Source organism: Knoellia koreensis (assembly GCF_013041615.1).
Lineage (GTDB): Bacteria > Actinomycetota > Actinomycetes > Actinomycetales > Dermatophilaceae > Pedococcus > Pedococcus koreensis.
Window position 1 is genome coordinate 187,739 of the sequence record NZ_JABEPQ010000002.1, and the last position, 12,842, is coordinate 200,580.

The 12,842-nt window shown below is 70.3% G+C and carries 11 protein-coding genes and 1 other RNA gene; 4 read left to right on the forward strand and 8 right to left on the reverse strand.

Going from position 1 to position 12,842, the window contains the following annotated elements:
- Positions 1-16: 16 nt before the first annotated feature.
- Entirely contained in the window at positions 17-655 is a 639-nt protein-coding gene (locus HJG52_RS09270) for a hypothetical protein (RefSeq protein WP_240977770.1), read from the forward strand.
- Here the strand turns inward: HJG52_RS09270 and HJG52_RS09275 are convergent.
- The 3 genes from HJG52_RS09275 to HJG52_RS09285 all read right to left on the reverse strand — a co-directional run bounded on the left by HJG52_RS09275 (position 619) and on the right by HJG52_RS09285 (position 2,469).
- Complete coding sequence (locus HJG52_RS09275) at positions 619-1,452, reverse strand: phosphatase PAP2 family protein (protein ID WP_171243330.1); 834 nt, start codon at positions 1,450-1,452, stop codon at positions 619-621. The two genes, HJG52_RS09270 and HJG52_RS09275, sit on opposite strands and share 37 nt — an antisense overlap.
- A 120-nt stretch (positions 1,453-1,572) precedes the next feature.
- Positions 1,573-1,940: a transfer-messenger RNA gene (gene ssrA / locus HJG52_RS09280) on the reverse strand.
- A 124-nt stretch (positions 1,941-2,064) separates the two neighbouring features.
- A complete protein-coding gene (locus tag HJG52_RS09285; RefSeq protein WP_171243331.1) occupies positions 2,065-2,469 on the reverse strand; it encodes a winged helix-turn-helix transcriptional regulator in 405 nt (134 codons plus the stop codon).
- Positions 2,470-2,566: 97 nt separating this feature from the next.
- Here HJG52_RS09285 and HJG52_RS09290 point away from each other — a divergent pair, with 97 nt between their 5' ends.
- The 3 genes from HJG52_RS09290 to HJG52_RS09300 all read left to right on the forward strand — a co-directional run bounded on the left by HJG52_RS09290 (position 2,567) and on the right by HJG52_RS09300 (position 7,092).
- Complete coding sequence (locus HJG52_RS09290) at positions 2,567-3,178, forward strand: NAD(P)-dependent oxidoreductase (protein WP_171243332.1); 612 nt, start codon at positions 2,567-2,569, stop codon at positions 3,176-3,178.
- A gap of 213 nt (positions 3,179-3,391) precedes the next feature.
- Positions 3,392-6,784, forward strand: a complete 3,393-nt coding sequence (locus tag HJG52_RS09295; RefSeq protein ID WP_171243333.1) for a pyruvate carboxylase — start codon at positions 3,392-3,394, stop codon at positions 6,782-6,784.
- A gap of 134 nt (positions 6,785-6,918) precedes the next feature.
- Positions 6,919-7,092: a CsbD family protein gene (locus HJG52_RS09300; RefSeq protein ID WP_171243334.1), complete on the forward strand. Its 174-nt coding sequence runs from the start codon at positions 6,919-6,921 to the stop codon at positions 7,090-7,092.
- A gap of 93 nt (positions 7,093-7,185) precedes the next feature.
- Here the strand turns inward: HJG52_RS09300 and HJG52_RS09305 are convergent, their stop codons facing one another.
- The 5 genes from HJG52_RS09305 to ftsE all read right to left on the reverse strand — a co-directional run bounded on the left by HJG52_RS09305 (position 7,186) and on the right by ftsE (position 12,798).
- The gene (locus tag HJG52_RS09305) at positions 7,186-9,105 is read right to left on the reverse strand and encodes a DUF2207 domain-containing protein (RefSeq protein WP_206070479.1); all 1,920 of its coding nucleotides are present in this window, start codon (positions 9,103-9,105) and stop codon (positions 7,186-7,188) included.
- A 4-nt stretch (positions 9,106-9,109) separates the two neighbouring features.
- The gene (gene smpB, locus HJG52_RS09310; protein ID WP_171243336.1) at positions 9,110-9,601 is read right to left on the reverse strand and encodes an SsrA-binding protein SmpB; all 492 of its coding nucleotides are present in this window, start codon (positions 9,599-9,601) and stop codon (positions 9,110-9,112) included.
- 94 nt (positions 9,602-9,695) lie between these two features.
- A complete protein-coding gene (locus HJG52_RS09315; protein WP_171243337.1) occupies positions 9,696-11,078 on the reverse strand; it encodes a M23 family metallopeptidase in 1,383 nt (460 codons plus the stop codon).
- Between the two features lie 125 nt (positions 11,079-11,203).
- Positions 11,204-12,109, reverse strand: coding sequence for a permease-like cell division protein FtsX (gene ftsX, locus HJG52_RS09320; RefSeq protein WP_171243338.1), 906 nt, complete (start codon positions 12,107-12,109; stop codon positions 11,204-11,206).
- Positions 12,109-12,798: a cell division ATP-binding protein FtsE gene (ftsE, locus tag HJG52_RS09325; protein ID WP_171243339.1), complete on the reverse strand. Its 690-nt coding sequence runs from the start codon at positions 12,796-12,798 to the stop codon at positions 12,109-12,111. Before ftsE ends, ftsX begins: the two co-directional genes overlap by 1 nt.
- Positions 12,799-12,842 lie beyond the last annotated feature (44 nt).

Consider the following 12,842-nt stretch of genomic DNA (forward strand, 5'->3'; position numbering starts at 1 on the left):
GCGCCACACTGTCGCCATGAACTCGTGGTCCATCCAGCTCCTCGGCTGGGCAGGGTCGGCCCTGCTGGTCTTCTCGCTGCTCCAGCAACGCGTGCTGCGCTTCCGGCTGCTCAACCTCACCGCGAGCCTGACCCTCACGGTCTTCAACGCGCTGGTGCACGTGTGGCCGATGGTCGCGATGAACCTCGTCACCGGCTCGATCAACATCTGGATGATCACCCGACTGGTCCGCGAGCGCGGTGACTCCAGCGTCTACGAGGTGATCCCGGTCGGCCCGGACGAGGCCTACCTGCGCCACTTCCTCAAGGTGCAGGCCGCCGACATCGCCAAGTACTTCCCGCAGTTCGACCCTGCCGAGGGCCTGGGGCCGGGCCGCAGCGCCTACCTCGTCGAGCGCGGCAACGAGACGGTCGGCGTCGTCGTGGTCCGTGACGCCGGCGAGGGCGTGGCCCAGGTCGAGCTCGACTACGTGACCCCGCGGTTCCGCGACTTCTCCCCCGGCGAGTTCGTCTACCGCAGCAGCGGCCTGTTCCGCGGCAAGGGGTTCCGGCAGATCAAGACTCCCCCGGGCATGCTCGACCCCTACTACCGGCGCCTCGGCTTCCGCGAGGAGGGCGATCACTGGGTGGTGGACCTGCCCGCAGCCTCGCTCTGAGTCACGGTCCGGTTCCTGCGCACGGTGAGGTAGAGCCGGTGCGCGGTGATGATGACGCCGAGCCAGGCCAGGCCCAGCAGCCACCCCATGATCACGTCGGACAGCCAGTGGTGGCCGAGGAACACCCGGCTCAGCCCCATGGTCAGCACCACGACGACCCCGGCCACCAGCACCGCCACCCGCGCCCAGGCCCGGTGCAGCTTGGTCAGCAACAGGTAGACGACCACCCCGATGACCACCGTGGCGTTGAGGGTGTGCCCGCTGGGGAAGGACGGCGAGCTCTCGAACGGCGGGACCGCCAGCGACCGCGGCGGTCGGGCCCGCCCGACGAAGTCCTTGCCGACCACCGTCATGGCGAGGGACCCGACGGCGGCGATCACCATGAGCACCACCGGTGTTCGTGACCGCCAGAAGACCACCATGAGGACGACCGCGATGACGGCGATGATCGGCATCCCGATCGGTCCGCCGAGGTCGGTGTAGGCGGTGACGGCGTCGTCGACCCCCGGTGAGCGCCAGGCGACGGCCTGGTCCAGCACCGGTTGGTCGACCACGGTGAGCCCGTTCTGGTCCGCGACCCCCTCGTAGACGTCCTCGGCGACGGAGGTGATGCCGGCCACGATCGCCAGGCCCACCGCCGCCGTGACCACGAGCACCCAGGTGGCGGCCTGCACGGCACCCAGCCGCGCGGCATACCTCTGCGCGGTGTCGGCGAGCAGGCGCCCGAGGCGCGTCTCCCAGTGAGTGAGGTCGCGGGTGCCGATCCGTTCCTCGTCCGGGGTCTCGTCGCGCAGCATGCGCGCCAGTCTTCCCCACGCGACGCAGCACCGCCGCAGAGCGCGCCCGGACGTGCCGCAGGCCCGGGCACCTGTGGGGGTGGCCGGGCCTGCGTCTGTCGTGTGGGCGAGCGCCATGAGTGGTGGAGGTGGCGGGAATCGAACCCGCGTCCACTGACGGGAAACCAGGGCTTCTCCGGGTGCAGCTCGCTGAGGATTTTCTCGGCCCCAGGGCTCGCACGAGCACGTTCCCTGACAGGCCCAGTCGGATTGGAGTCCCGCGCCACCCCCCGACAAGGGTGACGCAGCAAGTTCCCTAGCTGACGCCAGGCACTGAGTCGAGAACTAGCTCAGGCTGACGGACTTCGAGGCTCGCTCAGGCGGCGAGGGCGAAGTCGGTGCGCTTGGAGTTGGCACCTGTTGTTTTGCACGGAGCGTTGACGAGATGACCGTGCATCCTCGACCCGCTTCCCCTGGAAAACCGACCAATGTCGAAACCGATCACCCCCATGGGGGGCTCACCCACACGCTGTTCACTTGTTCACATCAGCCTACCGTCCAACGCGGACAGGCCCCCAATCATTTCGTATGCCGCGTGCTCGCCTCCCGTCGTCGGCCCGCCCCGGCGCGGACTCACTGCTCGGGGGCGTACTCCTCGCGGGAGGCCATGATCTGGCCGACGTGTTCTTCGGCCCAGTCGGTCAGGACGGCGAGGGGTGCGCTGAGCGAGCGGCCGAGCGGGGTGATCTCGTAGTCGACCCGCGGCGGCACCTGCGCGTGCACGGTGCGGGTGAGCAGGCCGTCGCGCTCGAGGGCCCGCAGGGTCTGGGTGAGCACCTTCGGCGCGACGGCTCCGATGCGCGCCCGCAGCTCGGTGAACCGGAGCGGACCGTCGGCGAGGGCGCCGATCACGAGCACCGTCCATTTGTCGCCCAGCCGGTCGAGCACGACGCGGGTGGGGCACTCGGGGTCGAAGGCGTTGCCACGCGCCAGGTCCGGTGCCAGCGCCGGCTCGGGCGCAGCCTGCTTGGTAACCATGAGGTACTTATAGCACGTTGAAGTACTCGGTAACCAACGGTTACTGTCGGCGACGTCATCCAGACCCCACCCACCGCAAGTCCCAAGGAGACTCCCCATGAAGATCGCCCTGTTCGGCGCCAGCGGCATGATCGGTTCGCGCATCGCCCGCGAGGCCCTGTCCCGCGGTCACGAGGTCACTGGCTACACCCGCAGCGGCGCAGCGGTGCCGGAAGGCGTCACCCCCGCCACCGGTGACCTCGCCGACGGCGCCAGCGTCAAGGCTGCAGCTGCCGACCACGACGTGGTCGTCTCGGCCACCGGCCCCAGCCGCACCGGCGGATCGCACCAGGACTGGCTCGACGCCGTGCAGACCCTCATCGACCAGGTCGGCTCCACCCGGGTCGCCTTCGTCGGCGGCGCGGGCTCGCTGCTCACGCCCGACGGCACCCGGCTGCTCGACACCGAGGGTTTCCCCGCGGCATACCTGCCCGAGGCGCGCAGCGGCGCCGCGGCGCTCGACGCGTTCCGGGCCGCGCCCGAGTCGGTCGACTGGACCTTCCTGTCCCCCGCACCCGAGATCGCACCGGGCGAGCGCACGGGCACCTACCGCACGAGCCTGGACACCCCGGCCGGGGACCGCATCAGCGCCGAGGACTACGCCGTCGCACTCGTCGACGAGCTGGAGCAGCCGGCCCACCGCCGCGCCCGCTTCACCGCGGCGAACTGACCGAGGCGGTGCGAGCCGGGGGTACTTCGCACCTGAAGGTTGAGCTTCGCTCGCCCTGGTGAGGCGAGCGAAGCTCATTTTCCCGCATGACGCGGAAAAGCTGGGGCGTCCGGATGGCGGGCGCGGTGTCTCAACCACCGGGATCTCATTACGCTGGTCGGGACGCTGCCCGTCCACCACCGGCCGCCACCGCGGCCACGCCCTGGAGGTCCCGTGTTCAGCAAGGTCCTGGTCGCCAACCGTGGTGAGATCGCCGTCCGCGCCTTCCGCGCCGCCACCGAGCTGGGCGCCAAGACGGTGGCCGTCTTCCCGTACGAGGACCGCAAGTCCGAGCACGTGCTCAAGGCCGACGAGGCGTACCAGATCGGCGAGGAGGGCCACCCGGTCCGGGCCTACCTCGACCCGCAGGAGATCGTGCGGGTCGCGCGGGAGGCCGGCGCGGACGCCGTCTACCCGGGCTACGGCTTCCTCTCCGAGAACCCCGACCTGGCCCAGGCCTGCGCCGACGCCGGGATCACCTTCGTCGGGCCACCCGCAGACGTGCTGCACCTGACCGGCAACAAGGCGCGCGCCATCGCCGCCGCCCGCCGCGCCGGGCTGCCGACGCTCAAGGGCGCGGAGCCGAGCACGGACGTCGACGCCCTCGTGACCGCGGCCGAGGGGATCGGCTTTCCCGTCTTCGTCAAGGCCGTCGCCGGCGGCGGCGGGCGCGGCATGCGCCGGGTCGAGCGCGCGGAGGACCTGCGCGAGTCGATCGAGGCGTGCATGCGCGAGGCCGAGTCGGCCTTCGGCGACCCGACCGTGTTCCTCGAGGAGGCGGTCGTCAGCCCGCGGCACATCGAGGTGCAGGTGCTCAGCGACGGCACCGGCGAGGGCGCCGACGGCGGTGTGATCCACCTCTTCGAGCGCGACTGCTCGGTGCAGCGGCGGCACCAGAAGGTCGTCGAGATCGCCCCCGCCCCGAACCTCGACCCGGAGCTGCGCGAGGCGATGTGCAACCACGCCGTCGCGTTCGCCCGGGAGATCGGCTACGTCAACGCCGGCACCGTCGAGTTCCTTCTCGCGCCGGACGGCCGCTACGTCTTCATCGAGATGAACCCCCGCATCCAGGTCGAGCACACGGTCACCGAGGAGATCACCGACGTCGACCTCGTCTCGAGCCAGCTGCGGATCGCCTCCGGCGAGACCCTCGAGGACCTCGGGCTGCGCCAGGAGGACCTGAGGATCCGTGGCGCCGCGCTCCAGTGCCGCATCACCACCGAAGACCCGGCCAACGAGTTCCGACCCGACACCGGCCGGGTCACGACCTACCGCTCGGCCGGTGGCGCGGGGGTGCGGCTCGACGGCGGCACCGTCTTCGTCGGCGCCGAGATCGGCGCCCACTTCGACTCGATGCTGGTCAAGCTCACCTGCCGCGGACGCGACTTCCCCACTGCCGTCCGCCGCGCCCGCCGGGCCCTCGCCGAGTTCCGCATCCGCGGCGTCTCGACCAACATCCCGTTCCTCCAGGCTCTGCTCGAGGAGCCCGACTTCCAGGCCGGCCGCCTCAGCACGGCCTTCATCGACGAGCGCCCCTACCTGCGCACCGCACGCACCCCGGCCGACCGTGGCACGAAGCTGCTCACCTACCTCGCCGACGTCACGGTCAACCAGCCGCACGGCCCGGCCCGCACCACGGTCTCGCCGCGCGCCAAGCTCCCAGCCATCGACCTCTCGACGCCGCCCCCGCCCGGCGCCCGTGACCGCCTGCTGCGGCTCGGCCCGGACGCCTTCGCCCGCGAGCTGCGCGAGCAGACCGCGGTCGGCGTCACCGACACGACCTTCCGCGACGCCCACCAGTCGCTGCTCGCCACTCGGGTGCGCACCCGCGACCTGCTCGCCGTCGCGCCCTACGTCGCCCGCATGACACCGCAGCTGCTGTCGGTCGAGGCGTGGGGAGGCGCGACCTACGACGTGGCGCTGCGGTTCCTCTCCGAGGACCCGTGGGAGCGGCTGACCCGGCTGCGCCAGGCCATGCCGGGCCTGCCGATCCAGATGCTGCTGCGCGGCCGCAACACCGTCGGCTACACCCCCTACCCCACCGAGGTCACCGACGCCTTCGTCACCGAGGCGGCCGCGACGGGCATCGACATCTTCCGCATCTTCGACGCCCTCAACGACATCGACCAGATGCGCCCGGCCATCGACGCCGTCCGCTCCACCGGCACCGCCGTCGCCGAGGTCGCGCTCTGCTACACCGGCGACCTCACCAGCCCCGACGAGAAGCTCTACACCCTCGACTACTACCTGCGGCTCGCCGAGCAGATCGTCGACGCCGGCGCCCACGTCATCGCCATCAAGGACATGGCCGGCCTGCTGCGCGCACCCGCCGCGCGCACCCTCGTGACGGCGCTGCGCGAGCGGTTCGACCAGCCGGTCCACCTGCACACCCACGACACCGCCGGAGGCCAGCTCGGCACCCTCCTCGCCGCGATCGACGCGGGCGTCGACGCCGTCGACACCGCCAACGCCGCGATGGCGGGCACGACCAGCCAGCCGCCGATGTCGAGCCTCGTCGCCGCCACCGACGGCACCGACCGGGCCACCGGCCTCGACCTCACCGCCGTCAATGACCTCGAGCCCTACTGGGAGGCGGTGCGTGCCCTCTACGGCCCGTTCGAGTCGGGTCTGCCCGCGCCCACGGGCCGCGTCTACACCCACGAGATCCCCGGCGGGCAGCTGTCCAACCTGCGCCAGCAGGCGATCGCCCTCGGCCTCGGTGACCACTTCGAGGCCATCGAGGACATGTACGCCGCGGCCAACCGCATCCTCGGCAACATCGTCAAGGTGACGCCCAGCAGCAAGGTGGTCGGCGACCTCGCCCTCGCCCTGGTCGGCGCCAAGGCCGACCCGGACGACTTCGAGGCCAACCCCACGGCATACGACATCCCGGACTCGGTCATCGGCTTCCTGTCCGGCGAGCTCGGCGACCCACCCGGCGGGTGGCCCGAGCCGTTCCGCACCAAGGCGCTCGAGGGCCGCGCGCCCAAGCCGCGCGTGACCGAGCTGAGCGACGACGACCGCGAGGCGCTGCGCACCGAGCCCCGCCGCACCCTCAACCGGCTGCTGTTCCCCGGGCCGACCGAGACGTTCGAGCGCTCCCGCGACGCCTACTCAGACCTCGGGGTGCTCGGCACCCGCGAGTTCCTCCACGGTGTCGGCGTCGGCGACGAGCACGAGATCGACCTCGAGCCCGGCAAGCGGCTGCTCATCGGCCTCCAGTCGGTCTCCGACGCCGACGAGCGCGGCATGCGCACCGTCATGTTCACGATGGGTGGGCAGCTGCGGCCCGTGCAGGTGCGCGACGAGTCGGTCTCGGTCGACGTCAAGGCAGCCGAGAAGGCCGACCCCAAGGAGAAGGGCCAGGTGGCCGCGCCGTTCGCCGGCGTCGTCAGCCTGGCGGTCGAGGAGGGCGCCACCGTCGCGGTCGGAGACGTCGTCGCCACAATCGAGGCGATGAAGATGGAGGCGAACATCACCGCACCCGTCGCGGGCACCGTCACGCGCCTCGCCATCGGGTCGCAGCAGCAGGTCGAGGGCGGCGACCTGCTGGTTGTCATTGCCTGAGAGTTTCCTGCAATTTTGCCCGGCCCACCCCTTTTGACCTGCGCGTTTGCCGGTTTCGGGTTACGGTCGAGGGACAGGGGTCAAGAAGCGGCTCGTGTTTTCTGCAACCGAGAAATGCACCGAAGGAGCACGCCATGGGCATGGGCGACAAGCTGAAGAACGCTGCGGAGCAGGCCGAGGGCAAGATCAAGGAAGCCACCGGCAAGACCACCGACAACGAGCGCCTCGAGGCCGAGGGTCGCACCGACCAGTCGAAGGCCGACGCCAAGCAGGCCGGCGAGAAGGTCAAGGACGCCTTCAAGCGCTGAGACCGACGCTCCGGTATGCCGTCCGCTCACCCGAGCGGGCGGCATACCTGCGTCTGGGGCGGTGGGCCGACGGGCCCGACGAAGCGGCGGCGGTCACCAGGAGCCGCCGCCACCTCCGCCGCCGCCCCCGCCGGAGAATCCGCCGCCACCGGAGAACCCGGACGAGCCCGACCCACCCGGCGTGCTGGTGAACGTGCCCCCGGCCGTCGTCGCGAACGAGTCCATCGAGCTGGCGATGCCGCCGAACGAGCCGAAGTCGCCACTGCCGACGTACCAGATGGGCAGCATGACGTTGTGGCCGGCAGCGGCCGCGGCCTCCGCGACCTTCTGGAACGTCGCCGCCCACTGCGAGGCCACGCCGAACACGATGGCATAGGGCAGGTAGCGGCTGAAGATGTCCTGTGCCTCCTCCCACTTGATCTGGGAGGCCTCGGCGGTGACGAGGTACTGCTTGAACCCCTCGGCCTGGGCGAGGACGGCGCTGCCATCGGCGGTGCGGGCGGCCATCTTGCGGCCGAGGAACATGACGATGCCGCCCGCGAGGATCAGCCCGAAGGACAACGCGAACGACGGCGAGAAGGGCAGCCCTGCACCGGAGGCGATGTCCGAGAGGAACCCGTGGAGCCACACCAGCGAGATGACGCCGAGCACGACCAGCGTGAAGCCCAGGCCGAACCACGTCGCGCGCTGGGACTGGGGTGAGCGGCGGAACCACCCGCGGGTGACCACCTCGTCGTAGAGCAGGTTCTGGACGCTGGTGAGGGTCGGCTTGAACTTGTTCTTCAGGCTGGACAACGCGACCGGGCCCGGCCCGGAGGCGAACACGCCGTCAAGGAGCACCTGCTCGTACGGCCGCAACGGGATCGCCGCCTGCTGGGCGGTCGGCTGGGTGCGGGTCAGCTCCCAGTCCTTCCCGGACAGGAAGCCCCTGCCGCCGACCTCCGCGATGGTGAGGTAGCCGCGCGCGGCCAGGTCGACCAGCGTCGCCGCGACGTCGATCGTGTTGGCCGTCTCGTCGATGAGCGTGCCGACCAGGCCGGGCGTGACACCCTCGGGCGGGGCGAACTGCACAGCGACGGTGGGGGCGGACCCGCGCACGATCCGGGTCTCCTGCCCCGTGCCGGGGGTGAGCCCCGGCGTGATACCGGCGTACTGCTCGTCACGGCCGCGGGTGTAGACGAGCACGCCCATGAGCCCAGCGGCCAGCAAGGGCAACGTGATTCCGGTGCCGAGCGCCAGCGCGCCGAGCGCACGTGAGCCCGTCTGGGTCATGACGCTGCCGTCGTCCGAGACCGCTCCCTGGTGCAGCTCGGGCTGAAGCGTGCCGAACCCCGTGATCGGCATCGAGGCCAGGACGGTGACGCCCTCCCCCGGCTGGACGGTGCCCGCCGAGAACGTCGCGGTCGGCCCGGGCTTGGCGTCGCAGCGGGTGTCGGAGCCGAGCTCCCCGCGGTAGCAGACGGCCCGGTCGATCGGGCCGGTCGGGCCGGTCACCGACGCGGTGACGTTCTCGTAGCGGAAGTTGTTCGACGACATGAGGGTGTTCCAGTAGAACTCCGCGTGGTCCTCGAAACCGTTGACGACATTGGCGATTCGGTAGCTCACGACGTACTTCTGCGTGCCGCTGACCGTCTCGTTCGGGTCGCCGACTCGAATCTTCGCGATCGCCCCACCATCGTCGGACACACTCGTCTCTGCGGGCGCACCGCTCGGCGAGCTGGCCGTCACGTCGCTCAGCGTGTACTGCCGGTAGGTGTCGGCACTGTCCTGCCAGCCGGTGCGGATGCCGACGTAGCGCTCGATGCCGTGCCGCTGCTCACCGGCCGGGAAGTGCCAGGTGATGTTCTCGGTGACGTCGACCGAGCCGTCGGTGTTGACCTTGTAGACGACGTCGTAGGCAGCCGCGGAGTCATCGGACGGCGCCGCCGTCGCAACGCCCGGCAGGAGCAGCAGGAGGAGCAGACCGAGGAGTGCCCCCGCGGCATACCGGCGTCGTCGTCCCCCAACCAGCATCGGCTCAGCGCCCCCGCGAGTGCAGCGCGCGCTCGGTGTCGCGCCGGTCCTGGCGCTCACGCAGGGCCTGCCGCTTGTCGTACTGGCGCTTGCCCTTCGCAATCGCGATCTCGACCTTGGCGCGACCTTCCTTGAAGTACAACGACAACGGCACGATCGTGTGCCCGGTCTCGCTGGACTTGCGGGCGATCTTGGCGAGCTCGTCGCGATGCAGCAGCAGCTTGCGGCGCCGACGCGGCGTGTGGTTGGTCCACGTGCCCTCGACGTACTCGGGGATGTGCACGCCCTCGAGCCACAGCTCGTCACCGCGCCACGCGGCATACCCGTCGACGAGCGAGGCGCGCCCCTGGCGCAACGACTTCACCTCGGTGCCCATCAGCACGAGGCCGGCCTCGTAGGTGTCCTCGATGAGGTAGTCGTGGCGCGCCTTGCGGTTGCTCGCGACGACCTTGCGGCCGTCCTTCGCATCCTTCGCGCCCTTGCCCTGCTTGCTCACGGGCCAACGCTACCGGTCGTCGGCGCGTTGACCGCACCGGGTTTTGGTCCGGTATGCCGCGTGGTCACCTCGCGCGCGCCTCCGTCGCTGGCGCTCACATCCAGCGACGCGGGTCCTTCGGCACGCCGTCCTCGTAGGTCTCGAAGTGCAGGTGGCAGCCCGTCGACGAGCCCGTCGTGCCGACGTACCCGATGACCTGGCCGCGGGAGACCTTGCCGCCGCGGACGGCATACCCCGACATGTGGTTGTAGGCGGTGACGAGGTTGACGCCGCGCACGATGCCGTGGTCGATCTCGATGCGGTTGCCGTAGCCACCGGCCCAGCCGGCGGAGATGATCGTGCCGCTCGCGGCCGCGCGGATCGGGGTGCCGCAGTTGGCAGCGAAGTCGCGGCCGGCGTGCAGGCGCCAGTAGTGCAGGATCGGGTGGAACCGCATGCCGAACTCGGACGACACCGGTGCGTTGACCGGGAAGGAGAGGAACCCGCCACTGCTCGGCGCCGACTGCGGGCGCGGAGCCGGCTTGCCGGCCTTGCGGGCGGCAACTGCGGCCCGGGCCGCGGCCAGCTTGGCCTTGCGGGCGCGCTCCTTGAGGACCGCCTGGAGCCGGGCCTGCTCCTTCTGGGCGGTGTCGAGCTTGCGCTTCTCGGCGGCCTTCTTGTCCTCCAGCGCCTTGGACTGGGCGGTCTGCTGGGCGGCCAGCTGGTCGAGCTTGGCTTTGGCGGCCGCCGCCTTGGTGCGCGCGGTCTGCGCCGAGGCGAGCGCGACCTCGGCCGCCTTCTTGGCGTCGGCCACCTGCTGGCGCAGGGCGCGGATGTGGGCTTCCTGGGCGGTGGCCGCGGCCTGGGCCGTCGCCAGCTTGGAGAGCGTCTGCTGCTGGACGTCCATGACGGTGTCGTTCATGGCCATCCGGCTCGCGAAGTCGTCGGGGGTGGTCGCGTTGAGGGCGACCGACAGCTGGCCCATCCCCTGGTCCTGGTAGAGCTGGGAGGCGAACTGGGCCACCCGGTTGCGGCTGTCGACCGCGTCCTTCTTGGCGCTGGCGAGCTCGTCGACCGCCTTGGCCTCGTTGGCCTGCGCGACCTGGAGCTTGATCGCCATCTCGTCGTTGTAGGCGTCGGCCTTGGCCACCGCGGCCTGCGCCTTGTCGAGGTTCGCCTGGGCCCCGGGCAGCGCGGCCTGGGTCTTGCGCAGCGCGACGTAGGCGTTCTTCAGGTCGGCCGAGGTGTCCTCGAGCTCGTCCTTGAGGTCCTGGATCTGCTGGTCGACCTTCTTCTTGGCCTTGTCCGGGTCGTCGGCGCCGGGGAGCTTGGCGACATTGGCGACCGGAGCGTTGGCGACGGTCGCGGGCCGGGCCGGGGTGGCGGCGACCGCTGCCACCGCTGGTGCGGCCAGACCCACCGTGCACGCCGCGGCCAGGCCAAAGGCGGACACGCGCAGGCGTCGCGGGACGCGCGAACTCGGGGGGAAGCCGCTCATGAGTCACATTGGTAACACAAACCACACGCGCATCGGGGGAGGTTGCGGCCCAGGAACCTGTGAATCTGCCAGCGGCACAACGGAAGTCGTGCCGGGTGGGACGGCGGTGGTGCGGGCGGCTCCGGTCAGACGCGCAGGTAGCGGCGCAGGGTCAGCCAGCTGGTCAACACGGCGATGACCAGCATGAACACCGCCAGCCACGGCGCGACGTACCAGATGTCGCTCTGCCCCACGAGCGGCGCATCGGGCAGCACGATCGCGATCTTGGGCGTGAGGAAGTGCGTCGTCGCCCACAGCCCAGCCACCGCGAGCCCGGTTCCGGCGAGGGCCGCCAGGACGGTCTCGAGCACGAACGGCAGGCGGATGGTGAAGTTCGAGGCCCCGACGAGCTTCATGATCCCGGTCTCGCGGCGTCTGCTGAACGCCGCCTGTCTGATCGTCGTGGCCATCAGCAGCACCGAACACAGCACCATGAGTGCCGCCAGGAACAACGACCCCCACGTGACGACCCGGATGATCGAGAACAGCTTCTCCAGCGTCTTCTGCTGGTCCTGCACCTGGCCCACGCCCGGCGCACCCTCGAAGGCGGAGGCGATGACGTCGTACTTCTGCGGGTCCGACAACTGCACGCGGAAGCTCTGCGGGATGTCACCGAGCTCGAGGTAGTCCGACAGCGAGGAGTTGCGGTACTGGTCCTTGAACCGGTCGTAGGCCTGCTGCTCGGTCTCGTAGTAGACGTTCTTGACCAGCGGCTTCATCGACTCCAGCTGGGTCTTGAGCGCGTCCCGCTGCTCCGCCGTGACGGCCTTGCCGGCGCAGTTCGGCTCCGGGGAGTTCTTGCCGCACATGAAGATCGAGACCTGGATGCGGTCGTACCAGTAGCCCTTGAGGGTGTCGACCTGGCTCTGGGCGAGGAACGCGATCCCCATGAGGTAGACCGACACCATCGTCACGAGCATCACCGAGACAGCGATGGAGGCGTTGCGGCGCAAGCCGATCCAGATCTCGCTGAGCATGAACTGCAGACGCATCAGCGACCACCCCCGTAGACACCCTTGTTCTCATCACGCACCACGTGACCGTTGTCGAGCTCGACCACCCGCTTGCGGAGCTGGTCGACGATGTCGTCGTCGTGGGTCGCCATGACGATCGTCGTGCCCGTGCGGTTGATGCGGTCGAGCAGGCGCACGATGTCGAGGCTCGTGGTGGGGTCGAGGTTTCCGGTCGGCTCGTCGCACAACAGGATCGGCGGCTTGTTGACGAACGCCCGGGCGATCGCCACGCGCTGCTGCTCACCACCGGACAGCTCGTGCGGCAGCCGCTTCTCCTTGCCCTCGAGGCCGACCATCTCCAAGGTCTCGGGCACCACCTGGCGGATCGCGTGCCGCGAGCGCCCGAGCACCTGCAGCGCGAACGCGACGTTCTGGTGGACCGTCTTGTTCGGCAGCAGCCGGAAGTCCTGGAACACCGTGCCGATCTCGCGCCGCAGCCGCGGCACCTTGCGCTGCGGCAGCCGCCCGACGTCCTGTCCCGCCACGAGGACCGTGCCCTGGGTGACGTTCTCCTCCTTGAGCACCAGCCGCAGGAGAGTCGACTTGCCCGAGCCCGAGGCGCCGACGACGAAGACGAACTCGCCCCGCTCGACGTCGAGGCTGATGTCCGAAAGGGCCGGTCTGTTCGACCGGGGATAGACCTTGCTGACGTTCTCGAACCGGATCATGCGCGGGGGGTGAGCCTTACGGGCTAGGTGACGGGACGGCATAC